Annotated in this window: 14 protein-coding genes and 2 pseudogenes; 2 read left to right on the forward strand and 14 right to left on the reverse strand. The window is 69.6% G+C overall.

Translation table 11 applies throughout. From position 1 onward, the window contains the following. Positions 1-206: 206 nt before the first annotated feature. The 4 genes and pseudogenes from ACFY10_RS39990 to ACFY10_RS40005 form a co-directional block, all read right to left on the reverse strand. Positions 207-1,445 carry an IS256 family transposase gene (locus ACFY10_RS39990; protein WP_390670204.1) on the reverse strand — a complete coding sequence of 413 codons (1,239 nt, stop codon included), beginning with the start codon at positions 1,443-1,445 and terminating at the stop codon, positions 207-209. A gap of 117 nt (positions 1,446-1,562) precedes the next feature. Then, positions 1,563-1,787 (reverse strand): annotated as a pseudogene (locus tag ACFY10_RS39995) (transposase); the annotation flags it as partial. An 81-nt stretch (positions 1,788-1,868) separates the two neighbouring features. Then, positions 1,869-2,148, reverse strand: a pseudogene (locus ACFY10_RS40000) (hypothetical protein). An 89-nt stretch (positions 2,149-2,237) separates the two neighbouring features. Then, a protein-coding gene (locus ACFY10_RS40005; protein WP_390670205.1) for an IS3 family transposase occupies positions 2,238-3,490 on the reverse strand; the annotation gives its coding sequence in 2 pieces (ribosomal slippage) (positions 2,238-3,208 and positions 3,208-3,490; 1,254 coding nt in all). 330 nt (positions 3,491-3,820) lie between these two features. On the opposite strand from ACFY10_RS40005, the gene ACFY10_RS40010 reads away from it, so the two are divergent. Together ACFY10_RS40010 and ACFY10_RS40015 are read left to right on the forward strand one after the other, a co-directional pair. Beyond that, positions 3,821-9,121, forward strand: a complete 5,301-nt coding sequence (locus tag ACFY10_RS40010) for a sacsin N-terminal ATP-binding-like domain-containing protein (RefSeq protein WP_390670206.1) — start codon at positions 3,821-3,823, stop codon at positions 9,119-9,121. 97 nt (positions 9,122-9,218) lie between these two features. Then, entirely contained in the window at positions 9,219-9,392 is a 174-nt protein-coding gene (locus ACFY10_RS40015) for a hypothetical protein (protein ID WP_390670207.1), read from the forward strand. On the opposite strand, the gene ACFY10_RS40020 is transcribed toward ACFY10_RS40015, so the two are convergent. The 10 genes from ACFY10_RS40020 to ACFY10_RS40065 form a co-directional block, all read right to left on the reverse strand. Continuing rightward, positions 9,379-12,273 (reverse strand): BTAD domain-containing putative transcriptional regulator, encoded by a 2,895-nt coding sequence (locus ACFY10_RS40020; RefSeq protein ID WP_390670208.1) that lies wholly within the window; start codon positions 12,271-12,273, stop codon positions 9,379-9,381. The two genes, ACFY10_RS40015 and ACFY10_RS40020, sit on opposite strands and share 14 nt — an antisense overlap. Before the next feature lie 112 nt (positions 12,274-12,385). Beyond that, a complete protein-coding gene (locus tag ACFY10_RS40025; RefSeq protein ID WP_390670277.1) occupies positions 12,386-12,862 on the reverse strand; it encodes a pilus assembly protein TadG-related protein in 477 nt (158 codons plus the stop codon). Beyond that, positions 12,862-13,311, reverse strand: a complete 450-nt coding sequence (locus ACFY10_RS40030; RefSeq protein WP_390670210.1) for a TadE/TadG family type IV pilus assembly protein — start codon at positions 13,309-13,311, stop codon at positions 12,862-12,864. The genes ACFY10_RS40025 and ACFY10_RS40030 overlap by 1 nt, the downstream gene beginning before the upstream one ends. Next, on the reverse strand, positions 13,308-13,751 hold the full coding sequence (locus ACFY10_RS40035) for a TadE family protein (protein WP_390670211.1): 444 nt from the start codon (positions 13,749-13,751) through the stop codon (positions 13,308-13,310). Before ACFY10_RS40035 ends, ACFY10_RS40030 begins: the two co-directional genes overlap by 4 nt. Before the next feature lie 41 nt (positions 13,752-13,792). Continuing rightward, positions 13,793-14,044, reverse strand: a complete 252-nt coding sequence (locus ACFY10_RS40040; RefSeq protein ID WP_390670212.1) for a hypothetical protein — start codon at positions 14,042-14,044, stop codon at positions 13,793-13,795. Positions 14,045-14,098: 54 nt separating this feature from the next. Then, positions 14,099-15,025 carry a type II secretion system F family protein gene (locus tag ACFY10_RS40045; RefSeq protein ID WP_390670213.1) on the reverse strand — a complete coding sequence of 309 codons (927 nt, stop codon included), beginning with the start codon at positions 15,023-15,025 and terminating at the stop codon, positions 14,099-14,101. After that, positions 15,022-15,951 (reverse strand): type II secretion system F family protein, encoded by a 930-nt coding sequence (locus ACFY10_RS40050; RefSeq protein ID WP_390670278.1) that lies wholly within the window; start codon positions 15,949-15,951, stop codon positions 15,022-15,024. The genes ACFY10_RS40045 and ACFY10_RS40050 overlap by 4 nt, the downstream gene beginning before the upstream one ends. A gap of 43 nt (positions 15,952-15,994) precedes the next feature. Then, positions 15,995-17,302, reverse strand: coding sequence for a CpaF family protein (locus ACFY10_RS40055; protein WP_390670214.1), 1,308 nt, complete (start codon positions 17,300-17,302; stop codon positions 15,995-15,997). Next, the gene (locus ACFY10_RS40060; protein ID WP_390670215.1) at positions 17,299-18,147 is read right to left on the reverse strand and encodes a hypothetical protein; all 849 of its coding nucleotides are present in this window, start codon (positions 18,145-18,147) and stop codon (positions 17,299-17,301) included. The genes ACFY10_RS40055 and ACFY10_RS40060 overlap by 4 nt, the downstream gene beginning before the upstream one ends. 19 nt (positions 18,148-18,166) lie before the next feature. After that, positions 18,167-18,886, reverse strand: coding sequence for a hypothetical protein (locus ACFY10_RS40065; protein ID WP_390670216.1), 720 nt, complete (start codon positions 18,884-18,886; stop codon positions 18,167-18,169). Positions 18,887-19,014: the final 128 nt, after the last annotated feature.

Consider the following 19,014-nt stretch of genomic DNA (forward strand, 5'->3'; position numbering starts at 1 on the left):
CCCTGTTGTGACGAGGATTTTTGGTTGGCCCAGGGGTAGTTGGCACCAAGATCACGAGTCCCGCGGATACGGCACCCCAGCTTCATGCCGTTGTCGGTGGTGATCGGCGGCTGCTGTCAGGCGAAGCTCATCTGCGCGCTGGCCTCCGCTCGGTCACGTCCGCTGGAGTGGTGTATCGACGGCCACTCGGTGATCTCGTTTTGAGGCTATGCGGTGAGTTCGGTGGGCAGGGCGGTGTCGTCGGTTTCTGACTCGATCGGGTGGAGGCGGGCCTTGGCCAGGAGGTCGAGTCCCATGTAGCGGCGGGCTTCGGTCCATTCGTCGTTCTGCTCGGCCAGGACCGCGCCGACCAGGCGGATCAAGGCGGTGCGGTCGGGGAAGATGCCGACCACGTCGGTGCGGCGGCGGATCTCCTTGTTCAGCCTCTCCTGCGGATTGTTGGACCAGATCTGCCGCCAGCTCTCGCGCGGGAAGGCCGTGAAGGCGAGCAGGTCGTGCTGAGCGGTGTCCAAGTGGGCTGCGGCCTTGGGGAACTTGGCTTCCAGAGCGTCCAGGACGTGGCGCATCTGGGCCTTCACCGCGTCGGTGTCGGGTTGTTCGAAGACGGTCCGCAGCAGCGTGGCCACCCATGGCTGGGCCGACTTGGGGACCTGGCTCAGTAGATTTCGGGCGTAGTGCGTGCGGCATCGCTGCCACGAAGCGCCCGGAAGGACCGCGCCGATCGCGTCCACCAGACCGGCATGTGCGTCGGAGATGACCAGTTGGACGCCGGAGAGGCCGCGGGCGATCAGTGAGCGCAGGAAGGCGAGCCAGCCGGCGCCGTCCTCGGCGGTGGCCACGTCGATGCCGAGGATCTCACGGTGGCCGTCAGCGTTGACCCCGACCGCGATCAGCGCGTGGACGTTGATGATCCGGCCGCCCTCGCGGACCTTCTGAGTCAGCGCATCCACCCAGACGAACGCGTAAGGACCTTGGTCCAGGGGCCGGTTGCGGAATGCGGCCACCTGCTCGTCGAGGTGCTTGGCCATCGCCGAGACCTGGGACTTCGACAGCTGGGTGACGCCGAGGGACTCGGCGAGCTTCTCGACCCGGCGGGTGGATACACCCAGCAGGTAGGCAGTGGCGACCACCGAGATGAGGGCCTGCTCGGCCCGGCGACGCCGTTCCAGTAGCCAGTGTGGGAAGTAACTGCCCTGGCGCAGCTTGGGGATGGCCAGTTCGACTGTGCCGGCCCGCGTGTCCCACTCGCGCGGGCGATACCCGTTGCGATGGTTGACTCTTTCCTCGCTGACCTGCCCGTATTCGGCATTGCAGAGGGCATCGGCCTCGGCGGACATGAGTGCGTCGGCGAACGTTTTGACCATCGCGCGCAGCAGATCGGGACTCGCCGCGGCGAGGTTGTCTTCTGCGAGGGCGTGCAGGGGCAGACTGTCCGGTGCGGTCATCGTGCTGATCTCCTTCGAGGCTTCGACACTTCGAAGATCAGCCGGTGGCCGTTCATCTATGCGGGCACCGTCCCAACGCCGGAGCAAACCCCCGGATCAGGTCGAACCCGTACACCATCTCCATGGACGCAACCCTCCGCTCGAGCCGCAGAAACCGTTGTGGACGGTCGACCAGGCACCGAACTACGCCGGTATCTCCCGCCACTGTCCGCCGGTCTTGAAGCGCCAGATCACACCCTCGAACTGCTGCCACAGCCGTCCGAGGTACGGGCCGTACTCGCCGACAGGCAGGTACGGCCCGATGAACTGCCATTCCTCATACGTCAGTTGCACTCGCGTCATGCAAGAAGATCTATCCTCCCCGGCCGCGCCGCGGGAGCGAAAACTGGGACTGCAACCGTCCGCCATCGGGTCGAACTGGGCTCAGCCGAAACCACGATGGGCGGCCCACAACCTCCCGGCACGGCTGGCAGCGTCTGCGACCCAGGGACGCCAGTTCGGGTTTGTCGGGGACTGGGAACGAGACGTAGGCGCCCCGACCACCACCGACGGGCCAGCCGTAGGCCTTCGCGGCAAGGCTGCCGTCCGGGAGAAGCCGGACGTTGAGCGTGAACGCTTCACCGCGTCGAGTGTCCGTGCAGCGGAGCGCCTGCGGGATCATGACATTGATCGCCAGAGCACTCAGCTCCAGGTCGCTGCTCATGGACGGATGATCTCACGCGAGTCCCTGCAGGCGGCCATCACCGGCTTATGTAGCAGGCAGTTTGAACCGTTCCGGGTTGACCGGAGACTCTAGATCTTGTTTGTGACCTGGGGTTTTGTCGCTGTCAGGTAGTAGGTGGCTTCGTATTCGGCTGGCGGGACGTGGCCTATCTCACCGTGCAGGCGGCGGAAGTTGTACCAGTCCACCCACTCGGCGGTCGCCAACTCGACCTGGGCCAGAGTCTTCCAGGGCCGTTGCGGCTTGATCAGTTCGGTCTTGTAGAGGCCGATCGTGGACTCCATCAGCGCATTGTCATACGCGTCGCCGACCGATCCGATGGATGCCGCGATGCCGTCCCGGTCCAGGTGTTCGGCGAGCGTGAACGACGTGTATTGCGAACCCGCATCCGAGTGATGGACCAGTTCCCCGCGCCGCGGCGGAGTGCCCGTCCGGTCGCGCTGCCAGAGCGCCATCTCCAGGGCGGCCAGGACGAGTTCGGTGTGCTTGGTGGTTGCCGCGGACCAGCCGACGATGCGGCGGGAGAAGGTGTCCACGACGAAGGCGACGTAGACGGTGCCGGCCCAAGCCGCGACGTGGGTGAAGTCCGCGACCCAGGTGCGGTTCGGCGCGTCGGCGACGAAGTCGCGGTCGAGGAGGTCGGGGGCCCGTGTCGCGGCCGGATCGGCCAGCGTGGTGATGACCTTCTTGCCACGGACCGCGCCGGTGATGCCGAGCTCGCGCATGAGGCGTTCGACGGTGCAGCGGGCCACCGCTTGGCCCTGCCGGTTCAGGTGCCGCCAGATCTTCCTGGCTCCGTATACGCGGTAGTTGGTGTCGAAGATCTCCGTGATCAGGACCTTCAGTTCCCCGTCCCGCATGCTGCGGGCGGAGGGGGATTCCTGGCGTTGTTTGTGGGCGTAGTAGGTGGAGGGGGCGATGCTGCAGCCGTGCTCGGTGAGTGTTCTGCAGATCGGCTCGACACCGCCGAAGCGGGCCCGGTGCTCGTTGATGAACGCTACGAGCGCAGATGTGGCCGGTCGAGCTCGGCCGCGAAGAAACTCGCCGCGGCCTTGAGGATCTCGTTCGCCCGCTTCAGTTCGGCGTTCTCCTTCTTCAACGCCTTGACCTGCGCAGACTCCTCCGTGGTCGTCCCGGGTCGACTCCCGCTGTCGACCTGGTCCTGGCGGACCCACGTGCGCAGCGTCTCGGTCGCGCCGATGCCGAGCTTGGACGCGACGGCCTTCATCGCGGACCACTCGGTGGGGTAGTCGCCGCGGACCTCGGCGACCATGCGGACCGCACGCTTGCGCAGTTCAGCGGGGTAAGGGGAGGGACGTGCCATGACTCAATCCTCTCAGAGAATCGAGCCTCCATTCGACCCGGAACGGTTCAGTTTGATCGCGACTCGATATGCGCCCTAGCACCCGCCTCTGACAATTCGGGCTGCCGAAGGGCTTCTTTCAGTCGTCTCGCCGTTCACCACATCTGAGGGTGCCCGGACGTCGCAGGGGACGGAGCCGGCCCCGCCCCCTCTCGCGTCGACATGTGAGCTTTCAAGGAACTGGCCGGAAAACGTGGCTGGTGCCCCCTTCCGGACACACTGATGAGCACGATTCCCGGCAGGCACGCACAGGCATGTCGGTTCAGTGAGGGGGGAACGGCCATCACACCGATGAGGGGTAGTGGATCAGGGGCGGGGTTCGGGGACGCGATCACCGCCCTGACACGACGGCGGATCGAGATCTTCGACGGAGCGGGAGGAGACTGGCGCTTCGCTGAGAGCCTGAAGTCCGTCAGCGAGGACACGGCCCAGGAGTACGAGGGCCGCACGATTCTGGAGCTCATCCAGAACGGACACGACGCCCTGGCCGTGGGGGGCACCGGCAGGATCGCCGTGCTGGCTATCCGCCAGGAGGACGGTGGCGGCGTCCTGTACGTCGCCAACGAAGGGACCGGATTCACCGAGGAGAATTTCAAGGCCATCACCGAACTGGCCCTCTCCAGCAAGGGGGCGGGGGAAGGGATCGGGAACAAGGGGCTCGGCTTCCGCAGTGTGCTGCAGCTGACCGACTGGCCCGAGATCTACTCCAAGGCGTCGCCCGCTTCCGACTCGTTCGACGGCTACTGCTTCCGTTTCGCCCGGCCGGACGACATCCACGCCATCGTCGACGACACGGCCCTCGCGGCCCGAGTGATCCAGGACATCTCCCCGCTGGCGTTGCCGGTGCCGGCCGAGGCCACGGATCCCGTACTCAAGGAACTCGCCGCGGACAGCTTCTCGACCGTCGTACGGCTGCCGCTGCGCCACGACCACGCCTGGGGCCTTGTCGTGGCGCAGGCCGCGGAGGTGGTGGACGACGAGGCGCCCCTGCTGCTCTTCCTCGACCGGGTACGGGAGCTGGTCGTGGAGATCCGTGACGCGGACGGCGGCGGCTCACGGCGTGTGCTGTCGCGTGCCCAGCGCCGCTCCGACCTGGTCGAGTCGCGGTCGGCGGACTGGATCAGCGAGGTCGACCTCGGCGATGCAGGGCGCTATCTGCTGGCGCGTCGGACCCTGGAGGCCGAGGCCCTACGCGTGGCGATCGAGCGCAGCGTCGAGGTCCACGGGATCGACGCGAAATGGCTGGACTGGCAGGGCGAGGCGTGGGTCGGTGTCGCGCTCCGGCTGGACTGGCCGCTGTCGCGGAGCGGCCGGATGTACACCTTCATTCCCATGTCCGAGGCGTCCTCCGCTCCGTTCCCGGGCCATGTACACGCTCCGTTCTTCACCAAGCTCGCTCGTCTGGAGATCAGCGAGGCGGTGGCGCTCAACGACCTGCTGCTCGACCAACTCGCCGTTCTCTGCGTGGACTTGACCCGGCGCCTGCGTCCCGAGACCGCACACGGCCGCGCGGGGCATCTCGTGCTCGACCTCATGTGCTGGGACGCTCCGGCCCGCCTCGACAAGGCGCTGAACGGGCAGCTCGGCGCCGAGCCGATCCTCCCTCTGGAGGGCGGGGAGTCCTGGGGCACCCTGCGGGACACGTACGCCTGGCCGGACGGCAGGCGCCCCTGGCGGGTCCTCACTGCCGAGGCGCTCGCCCGGGCCGGAGCCCCTCTGCTGGCCACCTCCGTGGGCCAGGTCCGGCACGCCCGTGCCGACCGGCTGGCCAAGGCGGTCGTCTCCAGGGCCATGCGTCCTCCGCTGGTGAGGACCGCCGACTGGGTCGAGGCGGTGGCCGAGGAGATCCGGGCCGAGGGCGGTGAGTCGACGAGCCCGCGTTGGGCGGACTTCTACAACGACGTGGCCCAGGCCTTCGTCGGCCAGCACACCGCGTTGCGGGGTCGGCGGATCATCCTCGACCAGGACGGCGGCCTGCGACCGGCGCTTGGCGGTGCGGCGGAGCCCGGCAGGAAGGACAAGAAGGAAGGCACCGTCTTCTTCCATCCCGGGGACGAGCACGCCGACGCCGTCACCCGAGTTCCCGGTGACCTCAAGGCGCTGCGACGCCGTATCTCCTTCACCCACCCCGACATCACCTGGGAGAGCCCCGGACGGGACTTCCTGCTGCGGGGCGGGCTGGTCCGCTCCTACCAGCTGGACCAGGTCCTCGACGCGCTGCACGACTTGCTCGGGGCACGGCCCTCGGAGGCCCTCAGCCGCGACGCCCTCACCTTCGCTCTGCGGCAGTTCCCGGCGCTCACGCCGGGGCAGCGCGACCGGCTGTCGCGGATCGCCTTCCGGGTGCCGCTCGCCGATGGCGGCTGGGCGAGGGCGGCACGCTGCTCGTACTCACCGGGCTGGGGCACCGAAGGCGCGCAACGGCTGGAGAGGTTCCTCAAAGCGGGCGGTTCCCGGATCCCCGAGCTGGCGGACCAGCGGCGGCACTGGATCAGCGGCCCCGACGACTGGCCCGCGCCGGTCCGGGACCGGGAGGCGTACCTCGAATTCCTCACGGCCGTCGGCGTGGTCGACGGACTGTGGCTGTCCGTTGTCGGGGACCGCCTGGGAGCCCAACAGGGGAACGATCTGGCACCCCGTGGCCTGGCCCAGCGGTTCAGCCTCGGCGACGACCTGGGGCCTGTGTGGACGGCGGACGTACGGTCCCGGTGGACCAAGTTCGCCCACCCGTGGACGCCCTACGCGTTCCAGCGGCCACTGGCCCATCTTCCGGGAGCGACCGAGGTGGCGGGCCTCGGGCCCACCGCACGGCGGGAGTTCGCCGAACTGCTCATCCTGGGGTTCCGCACCTGGGGCGACGAGGTGTTCGACGTCACCGTGTACCGGCCCGAGCACCCGCACAAGAGGGACGAGCACTCCTGGCCCACTCCGTTCGCGTCCTTCCTCCGCCGCACGCCCTGGCTTCCGGTGGAGGAGGCCGAGTCGGACGGCCCGGCCTTCGTCACCCCCGGCGAGGCGTGGTTCAGCACCGACGGGGAACTGCCTGGCTTCGTCCCCTCGTTGCCGCTGCAGACCCGGCGGCTGCTCGGCGACAAGGCCGCGGCTGCGAGGCTTCGCCGGTGCGGGCTGCGGAGCTGGGAGGACCCGCGGCACGCCGGAGCGGCCGTCCAGCACCTCGGTGAGATCCTCCACCGGGGCGACGTGCCGTCGTACCTCAGCGTCTCCTTCAAGAAGCACTACGGGCGGGCGTGGTCGTACCTCGCGCAGAACGCCTGCTGGCCGTGGCTCCCTGGTGAGGAGGTACGGCTCGTGGTCAGTCGCGGCAACGCCCTCGGCACCTTCGTACCGGCGGCCGAGGACATGCCCGTGCATGTCTGTGACGAGCAGGCGCCGCTGAAGGAGGCACTCGTCGAATTGGCGGGCCATCCCGTCCTGGTCGCCGGACCGGAGAGCGGGGACGCCATCGTGGAGATGGCCGACGCGCACGGCATCCGCACCCTGCGCACGTCGGCGACCGATGTGCAGGTCCGCCACCGCGACGGCGAACCGATCACCCCCACCGGACACGCCGACACGCTCATCTACGGCAGGGAATGGCTCGTCACGGTGGTGGCCCTGGCCGTGGAACTGAAGTCCGGGGCGTTCCTGCGCCGCAGCGAGCGCGGTGTGCGGGCCCTGCTGGAGCGGCTGCGCACCGTGCGTGTCGTCCGGGCCGATGAGGTGGAGGTCGTCATCTCGGGCGTGCTCACCGAACCACCGCCGACCACGCGCGCTCTGCCGCTGCCGGACGCCGACCATCCCGCGATCGTCGTCTGGCGCAGCGAGGAGGGCTGGGACGAACTGCAGGCGTGCACGTCCGCGCTCGCCCAACTGCTGGGCAGGCCGGGGCTGCAGGACGCCCTGGAGCTGGTCCTGGTCAAGCTGGAACGGCAGCTCGACACCCATGATCCGGAAAGGATCGACGACCGCACCCTGGCGATGGCACTGGACACGACCGAGGCCAAGGTCGCCGAGATCAGACGCAATCTCACGGGAGACGTGCACGACACGGTACGACTGCTGCGCCCGGCCCTGTGCTGTCTCCTCGGCTCTGCATGGGACGAGGAGAGCGCGCGGGCGCTCGACCGCGCGGCATGCGAGGACGAACTCGTCCAGATCGTCGGCCGGTACACCGTCTCGCTGCCCGTGTCGGCCGCCGAACTCGTCGCCCTCGCCCGCTCCTGCACCACACCGGCCGAACTCCGCGACGAACTCGGCCTGGACTTCCAGCGGTTCAACGAGGCGCTCACCACGCTCGGCCCCGGCTACGCCCCCTACTCCCACCCCGATCTCCACGAGCAAGCCTTCGGCGACTTTGTACGCGGCCACGCCGGCACCCTGGTGGACCGGCTGCGGGAACGGTACGTAGCGGCGGCCCGCGACGGCGCGGACCTCTCCGTGTACGCCGGGGCCCGTCGACTCCACGACCTGCTGCCGGACCCCGACTGGCTGCCCCGGTTCGTCACCCCGCCCGAGAATGAGATGCGGGCCAGGACACAGGCATGGCTGCGCTCGCACGGCGCCGACGACGATCTCGGCCGAACCACCGATCTCCCGCCCGTCGACCGGCTCCGCGAACTCAACACCGCCGCACTGGACCCCCTGGTTCCGGCGCTGGCCCGGCTGGTTTCCGCCTGGTGCCGCCGGCACGGAGCACCCGTGCCGACCGGCTGGCAGGGCGCGCCCCTGCTGGAGGCGCGGACCTTCCTCGACGGCTCCGGCCTGAGCGACCTCATCGAGCTGAGCGAGGGACAACTGCTCGACGTGGTGCGGCGCGGTGTGGGCTGGCCGACCGGCATGCCGCTCACCGCCGACGCGGGGCTCCTCGGCCTCGCCCCCGCCGACCTGGCGCCCCGGACCGGACCGCCGCAGGGCACCGCCGGATCACGCGGGGCGGGTCCGGCCACGATCATGATCGGCGAGAAGGAGGTCGCCGTGGGACGCGACCACTTCTCCGCCATCGCGGACCTAGCCTCCAGGACCGTCGACGAGGCCTTCCTCGCCCAGTCCGGCAAGGTACGCCTGGACACGGTCGCGCCGGTGCCCCAGCCCGGGCGGGGCGGGAGTTCCGGCACGTCGCGGGTGGTTGTGGCCCGTCTGCACCAGGTGAGTGAGGACCAGCGGTCGGCCATCGGTCTGGTCGGGGAGGTCGCGGCACGGGCCTGGCTCCAGCGCCATTACCCCGAGGTGCGCTGGCGGTCGGGGTACGCCGCGGTCATCAACGGCGACCGGGAGGCATCGGACAGCCTGGGGTACGACTTCGAGGTCGCCTGGCGTGACACCACACGGCTGTACGAGGTGAAGGCGCTGAGCGAACCCGTCGGTGAGCGCGTGGAGTTCGAGCTCGGGCCGTCCGAGGTGGATGCCGCGCGCACCCACGCGCGTGGCGGTCGGTACCGGATCCTGCTGATCACCTCCGCCCTGGACCCGGAGCACCGTCAGGTGTTCGAGCTGCCCAACCCGTTCTCGGCCGCCGGTCGCGAGCGGTTCCGGATCGTGGGCAAGGGGCTGCGCTATCAGTGCTCGCCGCTGCGGAACAGTCGACGGCCGTGAGCTGAAGCGCACGATGTCCCGCGTGCCGGGGAGCGGCCGGTCTGGCGGCGGGCTGACCTCCAAGATTCACCCGGCTGCCGACCGACACTGTCGGCCGATGGGTTTGGGGCAGACCGGGCGCCCGCCGGTGCTGGTGATGGTGGCCGGGTACTCGCGGGTGATTACCGCGCGGATGCTGCCGTCGAGGCAGGCCGCCGATCTCGTGAGCGGGCACTGGGACCTGCTGTCCGGCTGGACCGCGGTTAACAGCCCCGTACTCATCCCGCTGTAGCGACGCCGCTGCGCCACGACGGCAGCAGCTCATCGAGCAGCGCCTCAGTGCGCGGCGGCAGCCCCCGCTGACTGCTGCGGTTGATGAGATCGGAGGCGAGTGCCTGGAGCCGGCCGGTGTCGCCGGTGGCGTGGGTGGCGCGCAGTAGCTCGTTCCACAGCCGCTCGTCGCCGGGTGCGGAGTTGAGTGCCGCGGTGAGGGCTTCGATGGCCTTCTCCGTGTGGTCCTTCTCCAGGTGGAAGGCGGACAGCGCGAGCCCGATGTCCGCAACGAGCAGCGGGAGTTGGGCGTCGACGATCTCGTGTGTGAGCCAGCGGTAACGGCCCTCGGGCCGGTCGGCGAGTAGCGGTCCGCGCACCAGCGCCAGCGCGTCGGTGAGCAGCCGCCCGCGCACGGTCCGGCTGCTTGCGCCCTTGCCCTGCGTGGCCTCGTGGTACAGCGACCGCAGCACGTCGAGGTCCGATACGACGGCCTTGTCGAGGGTGAGCCGCCCGGTCGCGTCGGTACGCAGCCGCGGGTTGCCGTCCGGGCCGGCGCCGAGCCACGTGCTCAGCCGTGTCAGCAGCGCGTCGCGCACGTCCTCGGTAACTCCCCGCGGCCACAGGGCAGATGCGAGCACGCGCGGGTGTACGCCTTCACGGTGCAGAAGCAGCAGGGCCAAGGCCTCGTGGAGGAGCGCGCTGCGCTCCCCGTCCGGGGTGTCGAGGCCGATGATCTCGTACGACCCGACGAGCCGCGCGTATACCGCGGGCCGCCCCTGCTCGCTGATGTCGACGAGGAGCGGCGGGGTGGGTGTGGGGCCTTGGGGATCGCCCTCGGGGTCGGCCTCGACGAACAGCTCGACGACGGCACGCTGTTGGGTGACCGGCAGGAGCTGGGCGTCGAGTTCGAGGCCGAGGAGGGGTGCGAGCAGCTTGCCCTCGCTGGTGATCTCCATCTCCCAGGCGGCACCGGGCAGATCGCCGGACTCCTTGCCGACGAGGTAGCCGATGCCCAAGCGGCTTGCGTCGGCGGCGAGTTCGGCGAGCTTGACGGCGTCCTCGGCGGAGGGCTGGGCGGCGAGGAGGACGAGGTGCGGCGCCCAACGCGTGTGCTGGGCGGGCCCGGTACGCCCGGTGAGGACCGAGTCATGCCCCGCAGCCCCCAGCGCCCCCCGCCGCTGCCGCGTCTCTGCCTCCATGGTCTCGATGAGGGCCGTGATGTCGTCGAGGTGGCGGAGCCGGTTGGGGGCGAGCGGGGTGAGGTTCTCGCCGAAGCCGACGAGCGTGATCGTCATGCGGTCCGACCACCCGTTGGTGGCGAGTTCGGCGGCGACGGAGGCGAACACGGCGGCCCGGTCGGCCTCACGGCCGCGGAGGGAGACGATGCCGGGCACGGACTCGAGGTTGAGCAGAAGCCGGGAGCCGTCCATGGTGCCGAGGCTGACGAGACCGGGGTAGGGCGCGGCGGTGTCGGCGTCCTCGTAACGCTCGGCGTCGGTGCGGGCCAGCATCCAGAACGTCTGGTCCTGCCCGAGCCGCCAGGGGGTGGGCGGCTTGCCCGCGGGCTGCGCGAGCTGCAGGTGCAGGTCGCCGTTGCTCAGCCAGGCCGCGTACACGGTAGGCAGCGCGCGCGACTCGGCGGCGAGGGACGCGGCCAGTCCGCGTAGGGACCGGTCGAGCAGTCGTACGCCTTCGGGGTCGGCGCCGACCAGAAGCGCGTCCTGGGCATCGGCGGCCGCACCCGTCGGCGTGGGCGGCTCCATTCCGCGCCGCCCGCCGACCGCCCCGAACGCCGACTGCCACAGCGCCTGTCGGCGCCGGCGGCCGAGGGCGCCGAGGAGACCGGCGGCGAGGAGGGGGGCGGCGAGGAGGGCTTCGGGGAGGCCGAAGGAGTGGTTGTCGGACTCGGAGGCCGCGGAGGTTGCCGGGGTGGCGTGCTGGTGGCGCTGTTCGTGAGGGGCGAGCGGCTGCTGGGGTACGGAGAACTGCTGGGTGTCCCGGTCGCCACGACCCTGCGCATGGTCCCCAGTCTTGGCGTAGTCGTGGATCTGCTGCTGAACTTCGTGCGACACAGGGGCGTGAGCGTCGGGCATCTCGACGAGTTCGCCGCCGTGCGCGTCGCCCGGCATCTCCATGATCCATCCGGGTCGGATCAGACTGGCCTCGGACAGCTTGGAGCCGTCCGGTTGGATCCGGTCCTTGTTGAGCTGGTAGATCTCCTTGTACCGGCGCCCGTCGCCGAGGTGCCGCTGGGCGACCTCCCAGAGGGTGTCGTGGTGACGCCCCTCGGGTGGCTGGATGCGGTAGTACTTCGTCTCACCGTGCTTGGCGGTACCGCTGGTACCGCTGTCCGCCTGTGCTGCGGCGTGGGAGGCTTGCTCGGCGAGGGCAGTGCCGGTACTGGCGGCCTGCTCCTGCTGCTGGGCGAAGAGTCCCGGGGTCTGCTGGGCAGCCGCGACCGTGGGCTTCTGATTCCCCTCCAGGCTGTGCCCGAACTGCGACAGCCCCGGTGTGAGGCTTGCCGCGGTGGCACCGACCAGCAGCAGCGCGGCGACGAGCTGCCGGGCGAGCAGCTGGCTGGGGCCGGCGCCGGGAACGCGCCCGGGGATGCCGACTCCGGAGAGCGCGGCCTTGACCTCGACGAGGACGCAGGCGGTGAATTGGGCCCAGGCGAGCCAGACGATCACGGTCAGGATGTGCAGGAAGGTCCCGACGGTGATGGGGTTCTGGAGCCACTGCACCGGCTCGAACCTGCTCGGCAGCGGCCACCCCACGGACACCGCCAGCGCGCCCGGTACGCCCACGACCAGGACGAGCAGCGCGACGAACGCGAAGAATGCCTTGACGAAGTCCCCGAAGGTACGCCGCCGGATGTGGACGGGCTGGGGCGTTCGCGGCATGGCGGGTGTCCTCGGGTAGCGGGGCGGACGGTGAGATCTGTGAGGATGTGTGAGGTGAATTGAGCCTACAGAGTTCTTATGAACTCGTATGTGCGACGTCGAAGGGGCAAGCTCAGCCGACCTCGTTCTCCGCCACCGCCTGCCCGTGGACGACCACGTCACCGCCGTAGAACATCCCGGTGAAGACGGGTGCGTACGTCAACTGCACCTCGACCTGGACCTGTTCGGCGTCGGCCGCCACGCAGTGGGTAGCCGCGACGTCCGCGCCGGACATGTCCATTTCGCGGGCGAAGGCCTTCACGCGGGCGTCGCAGTCCTGGTACTTGATGGGGGCGGCGCCGCCCTGGTTCTCGTAGAGGGCATTGCGGTCGATGTCCTGGGCGGCGTAACGGGCCGCCTGTTCGGCGATGTCCGCCGCGCGCTCCCGCTTCGAGATGGACATGCCGCCGTCTATGACGAAGGCCGCCAGTGACAGGAAGACGAGCGCGAAGATGATGACCGCACCGGCACCCGAGCCACGGTCGTCCAGGCGGGCGCAGCGGGAGGACAGCCACGCGCGCACGAAGTCCCGTACACCGATCGCGCCGATCACGCTGTCCTCCGGAACGGGTCCAGCGGGGAGCTGAAGCTCGCCGACAGTGTCGTCGGGACATTCAGGCCGAGCATCGCCAGGCCCCGGATCCTGCAGGTGACCTCGACCGTGAAGATGGTGTCCGGCTTGAAGCCCTGGCTGGTCTGTACGACGGACACCGGGCCCGAGCAGACGTCTGCGAGATCCGCCTCCGCCGCCTTCTTCGCCTCGGACAGCGCCGTGGCGTGGTCCTTCTGGATCGAGCCGGCGCGGGCCGCGTCGCGCGCTGCCCCGTCGATCGCGCCGCGGCCGTCCACGAGTTGTCCGAAGGCCACCAGCACCAGGATGAAGAGGATCATTACTGGGGCGAGGATCACGACTTCAACGGTGGACAGCCCCCGGTCGTCCCGCAGTCGGGAGAAGCGGTCGCGCCGGGCAGAGAAGGCGGAGAAGGCAGCGAATCTCATTGGTCCCGCACGAACCTCTCCACCGGCCCCTCCGACTGTGCGTGCACCGTCAGGTCCAGTCCCGGGAACACAGTCGGCACCCGTGCCGAGATCTCCACGCCGACCGTGTTCTGCTCCGGCTGCAGCATCGTGACGTTCGGCGACAGCACGAGCTGCGGGCCCAGCTGGCTGATGTAGCTGTCCACCACGTCCCGTGCCTCGCCCCGCCACGCACCCGGCTGGGCATCGGCCGTGGCACGCGCCTTGCGGGCGCCGGCCTGGGCCGCCGCCTGGGCCACGTGGTCGGCGAAGAAGTACAACGCGAACTGCACCGTCGCGAAGATCATGAAGAACAGGACCGGCGTGAGAAACACGAACTCGATCGCGGTCATGCCGGAGTCACCGCGGGCGGAAGCGGCCTCCACCCGGCGGCGTATCCAGCGACGAACGCGCACCGACAACCCCGTTGAATCTGTTGAGTCCGTTGAATCTGTACGAACGCTCAGCAGGTCTTGGACGCGCTGGCGCCCTTGATGCAGTCGCCGACCTTGTTGGCGCCCTCGGTGAGCGCGGCGTTGATGATCGCGGCCACCACGCCGACGATCGCCACCACGACCGCCGAGATGATGACCCACTCGACCGCGGAGGCCCCGCGGTCCAGCCCCTGAGACCGCGCCCGCTGCACGCGGCTCTGCAAGAAGGTGACAAGGAAGTCCAGGGGCGGGATGCCGGTGTGGAAGTTACGTGCGTTCATGACGCGTGGTCCTCTCGCAATTTCGCAATCGGTTCAGGAAGTTCTGGAAACGGCTTACGACATCTGGAACACCCGCATCGCCGCCGGAAAGATCAGGAACACGAGGAAGCCGGCGCACAGCAGCAGCTGCGCCACTAGCATCGACTGCGACTTCTCGCCCGCGCTGCCCTCGATCTCGGCGAGTTCGCGGTGCCGCATGGTCTCGGCGCGGGAGGCGAGGGACTCGCGTACCTTCGCGCCGTCGTCGGCGACCAGGGCGAGCGACGCAGACAGATCCTTCAGCTCCTCGACGCCGATCTCCTCGCCGAGTTGCCCCAGCGCCTGCCACTGGCTGATGCCCGTGATGCGAGCGTCGGCGAGGGCGTTGCGGATGCGCTGGGTGGCCCAGCCGTCCGAGACTTCGGCTGCGGCCATGAGCGCCTCCGGCAGACCGCGTCCGCCCGCCAGGCTCATCGCCACCAGGTCCAGGTACGCCCCGATCACACGCCGCAGGTCCCGACGCTTGTCGGCCGCGTCCCGTCGTACCTCCAGGTCGGGGAGGAAGAAGAACAGGGCCGCACAGACCAGTGCCAGCCAGACGGGGATGATCGGGCTGCTGCCGAAGCCCATGGTCCACACGACCGCGAACAGGAACGGGCCGAAGAACAGGCCGGCCACGCCCAGCAGGACCTTGGTCGCCAGGAAGTTCTCCCAGCTGCGATCCAGGACGGCCAGATCGGCCCGCAGCGAGCGCTGCTCCCAGCCCTGCTGCAAGTAGAACTCGGAGACACGCGCGCCGACTTCGGCCCGCAGCGAGCCGAGGGGGCCCTTGCGGGCCGTGGTCTGCGTCGCCGACTCATACGCCGCCCCGCGAGCCCGCATCGCGTCGATCCGCGCGACCTGCGCGACGGCACTGCGCTTGGACGGCATCAGGGCGCGTACGAGAGCGTAGACGCCGAGGCCGAGAACCGCGCCGACGACGACCGGCATCGTCAGGTTCACCGTCGTACCCCCTCTTCCGGCTGTGCGGGCATCCGCGGGCGCACGAACTGCACGGCCGACTCGTCCCGGACCAGGAAGCGTTCTGGCGTCTCGATGGTCGACAGCTTGCGCAGCCACCAGAAGCCGAGCCCGAACAGCCCGCAGACGCAGGCGAGTACGAGCTGGCCGACGGCTGTGCCGTACGGCGCCACGAAGTCGCGGTTGAAGACGGACAGGCCGAGGACGAAGGCGATCGAGACGGCAACAACGATCTGCACTGACCGCCGGGTCGAAGCCCGCTGCGCCATCACGCGCTGCCGCATGTCCACTTCCTCACGCGCCGACTTGGCCAGCGCGCCCAGGACTTGTCGCAGACCCGGGCCGCGCAGCCGGGAGTTGAGGATCAACGCCGCGATGATGATGTCCGCGGACGCGTCGTCGATCTCGTCGCCGAGCTGCTGGAGCGCGTGGGGGAGCGGGGTGCGCGAGCGCAGGCGGTCGACGAGCGCGTCCAGGTGAGGGCGCAGGACCGGCGCCGCCGCGCGGGCGGACGCCGGGATGGCCTGCTCCAGACCCACTGCGCCCGCGATCGTGTCGCGCAGCGACTCCGTCCAGGACGCCAGGGCCTCCACCCGGCGCATGGCGGCCCGTTCCTCCGCGGCGCCGCCGAAGAGGCGGTCCCAGAAGAAGACGAGAACACCGGCCGCCAGTCCGGCCACCGCCCAGCGGGTCAGCAGCAGAACGGCCAGGCCGATGATGGCGGCCAACGAGCCGCGCTGCCCGGCGAACCGGATCAACTCGCTCGCCCGCTCGGCCGCCTTCTGCTTCTCGTGGTCGGGCTTGGCGGGCAGTCCGCGTACGGCGATCACGAACAGCGCGAGTCCGCCGCCGACGGCGACACCGCAGCCGACCGAGTACAGGACGGTGGTAGAGAACAGGCCGCCCATCGAGCCGAGAGATCCTAGCGAGCCGAGAGCCTCGTACGTCATGTCACCCCCACGTTCCGGTGGGCCGGTAGCCCTGCGCGATCAGGTCCTCCAGGCAGGCGATGGGCGCGTGCGGGACGATCCGTCCGTCGGCGGCTTCGGCGAACACCTCGCTGGACAGCACGCGGCCGTCGACGCCATTGACCTCGCGGACGGAGGTGACCATGCGCTGGAGGCGGCCGCCTGTCTGGAAGTTGTTGCGCCGCTGGATGAAGACGACGAAGTTCACCGCGCCCGCGATCAGCATCTGGCTGGCCTCGATGGGCAGTCGCTCGGAGGCTTGCAGGGCGTAGGTGGAAATACGGTTGAAGACCTCGCTGGAGCTGTTGGCGTGGATCGTGGAGAGCGATCCGTCGTTACCCTGCGACATCGCGTTCAGCATGGTCACGATCTCGTCGCCGAGGACCTCACCGACGATGACGCGCGAGGGGTTCATACGGAGGGAGCGGCGGACCAGCTCGGCCATCGAAATGGCGCCCTGCCCCTCGGAGTTGGGCAGCCGCTCCTCGAACGCCACGACGTTGGGGTGGAGTTCGGGGAAGGTGTCGAGCCCGAGCTCAAGGGCGCGCTCGACAGTGATGAGGCGCTCATGCGGCGGAATCTCGTTCGCGAGGGCCCTGAGGAGCGTCGTCTTACCGGCGTTCGTGGCACCCGCGATCATGATGTTCTTGCGGGCGCGGACCGCGCAGGCCAGGAAGTGGGCGACCTCGGGGGCGATGGTGCCGTTGCCGACGAGGTCGGAGAGGAAGACCTTGCCCATGCGGGCGCGGCGGATGGAGAGCGCGGGGCGCCGGGCCACGTCCATGACCGCCGACAGACGCGAGCCGTCAGGCAGCCGGAGGTCGAGCTGCGGGTTCGCGGAGTCGAAGGGACGGGAGGACAGACCCGAGTACGCACCCAGCACCTGGATCAGCTCGATGAGCTCCTCGTCGCTCTCGGCGACGGGATCCCCCTTGGACTCCCGGCCGTCCGCATACCCGACGAACACCTGGTCGCACCCGTTGATGTCGATGTTCTCGACCTCGGGGTCATCCAGCAGCGGCTGTAGCCGGCCCACGCCGAAGAGGGCGGCGTGCACGGCGGCCGCGTACTGCTCCTCGGTCTCGGCGTCGAGGGGGGTACGCCCGGCGTTGATCTCCGTCCGGGCATACTCCTCCAGGATCTGGGCTATGACCGCACGGGCATAGTGCCGCTCGTCCTCGGTGGACATCGGCGTGACGCCGCTGGCCTGGTCGACGCGACGCTGCTCGGCGATGCGGTCACCGGCGTCCTGCCGGAACCGCTTGACGAGCTGATGGTCGACAGCGGTCATCCCGCGGCCCCCGCATGCCCGTTGACCTGACCGTGGGCGGGTACGGACCATGCGGCGCCGTACTGCTGGTACAGATCCGCGGTGACCTTGCGGGCCGACCGGATGAGCAGCGACTTGTCGAGGCGACCGCGCCTGCGGCCGGCCAGCTGGTCGGCTCCGGCGGGGTCGTCGGCGATGGTGCCGACGACGCGGGCACCGGTCTGGGCGTGGATAAGCATGTCGTTGACCTGGCCCGCGATCCGGCCGGCGTTGTTCGGGTCGGCGACGAGAACGACCCCGATCAGCGGGGTGGCCAGGCTTACGGCACCGCGCGGGCCTCCGTGCAGCTTGGCGGCCAGGGCGGCGGCGCGGTCACGGACGCGGGCGATGGCTTCGGGCTCGGTACGGGAGAGGAGCAGTACGAGGGCGGCGTGCGGGAACAGCTCGACTGCGGGTGTGTCCCCACTGATCCGTCCGCAGTCGGCGATGACATCGGCGGGCGCGTGCGGGGAGTCGGCGAGCGAGGCGAAGGCGCGCCCCAGGGTGGGCCACAAGCCGGCGAGCCCGGCGGCCTGCTCGGCGATGCCGAGGCCAACGAGGACTTCCAGGCCGCCGCTCACCGGCTGGACGTGATCCCAGAGTTGGTCGGGTACGAGCCCGCGGCGGGCGGTGGCGGCGATGGACAGCATGCCGGTGTTGGGGTTGAGCGGTCCGCCGTGCGCGGCGGTGCTGCGATAGACGAGATCACCGCCGGCCGGGTCGGCCTCGGCGAGCAGGGCACGACGCGGCCAGACCGCCGCGAGGGCGACGGCCGCGGTGGTGACGCCGGGGGAACCCTTGTCGGCGGCGAGGGCGATGAGGGCCATGGTTTGCTTGAGCCGCCTTCTAGTTACCGGAGACGAGCACGAGGGCCACCTGGTTGTTGGAGGCGGCCTGGGCGAGGGCAGCGGCCTTGTCGGCGTCGACGCTCAGCGTGATCGCCTTGTTCGTGCTGCTGACGAGGTCGCCGCTGTCCTTGGGGACATCGCTGACGGTGGCCCGGGCGACGATCAGCGCGTTGCTGCCACTCGAAGAAGAAGACGAAGAGCCGGAGCCGGAGTTGGAACTGCTGTCGCTGGTGACACGGTAGGCGGCGACGACGTCTCCGGACTCGATGCTGGTCGGGTACTGGCCCGCCTTGAGGGAGAGCCCGACGAGAGCTTTGCCCGCGCTGACGCCGGCCTGGTCACCGAACATCTCGCCGACGGCCACGGCCCCGGCCGGGATGGCGCTGATAGCCTTCAGCTTCTTCAGCTGGTCCAACTGAGACCACCGGACGTAGTTGATGCTGCTGTCCTCGGCAACCATGACCGAGGTCACGTTGCTGCCGGTGACCGACCCGCCCGCGGGGATCTCCTGCGTTACCTTGACGACCTCGATCCGGTTCCCGGCCTGCAGCACGAGCATCGTCGCGCCCAGCGCGCCGACCAGGATGAGCAGCACCGCCAGTGCGGCCAGCGCGGGTTTGCGCTCGCGAGGCGGCGTGGGAAGCCGGTCGCCGACCGGCGGCTGAGCCGGAGCGGCGAAACGTCCCGCGCCCGCCCCCGCACGCTCTTGGATCTTCACGCAACCGCTCCCCGTACACCCAGGATGTCGTCTGCCACGTTCGGCAAATTCCCTGCACATTCGGACACTCCACCAGCGTCCGCACACATGCAAACCTGCCGGATGTATGGGACGTACCGCCCGACTTG

Source organism: Streptomyces sp. NPDC001401 (assembly GCF_042895385.1).
Taxonomy (GTDB): domain Bacteria; phylum Actinomycetota; class Actinomycetes; order Streptomycetales; family Streptomycetaceae; genus Streptomyces.

Excerpts from the sequence above, each read along its gene's own strand:
- ACFY10_RS40015 (WP_390670207.1), top strand. The coding sequence starts at position 9,219 with ATGGGTTTGGGGCAGACCGGGCGCCCGCCGGTGCTGGTGATGGTGGCC.
- ACFY10_RS40055 (WP_390670214.1), bottom strand. The coding sequence starts at position 17,302 with ATGACCGCTGTCGACCATCAGCTCGTCAAGCGGTTCCGGCAGGACGCC.
- ACFY10_RS40030 (WP_390670210.1), bottom strand. The coding sequence starts at position 13,311 with ATGAGATTCGCTGCCTTCTCCGCCTTCTCTGCCCGGCGCGACCGCTTC.
- ACFY10_RS40060 (WP_390670215.1), bottom strand. The coding sequence starts at position 18,147 with ATGGCCCTCATCGCCCTCGCCGCCGACAAGGGTTCCCCCGGCGTCACC.
- ACFY10_RS39990 (WP_390670204.1), bottom strand. The coding sequence starts at position 1,445 with ATGACCGCACCGGACAGTCTGCCCCTGCACGCCCTCGCAGAAGACAAC.
- ACFY10_RS40010 (WP_390670206.1), top strand. The coding sequence starts at position 3,821 with ATGAGGGGTAGTGGATCAGGGGCGGGGTTCGGGGACGCGATCACCGCC.
- ACFY10_RS40050 (WP_390670278.1), bottom strand. The coding sequence starts at position 15,951 with ATGGGCGGCCTGTTCTCTACCACCGTCCTGTACTCGGTCGGCTGCGGT.
- ACFY10_RS40020 (WP_390670208.1), bottom strand. The coding sequence starts at position 12,273 with ATGCCGCGAACGCCCCAGCCCGTCCACATCCGGCGGCGTACCTTCGGG.
- ACFY10_RS40040 (WP_390670212.1), bottom strand. The coding sequence starts at position 14,044 with ATGAACGCACGTAACTTCCACACCGGCATCCCGCCCCTGGACTTCCTT.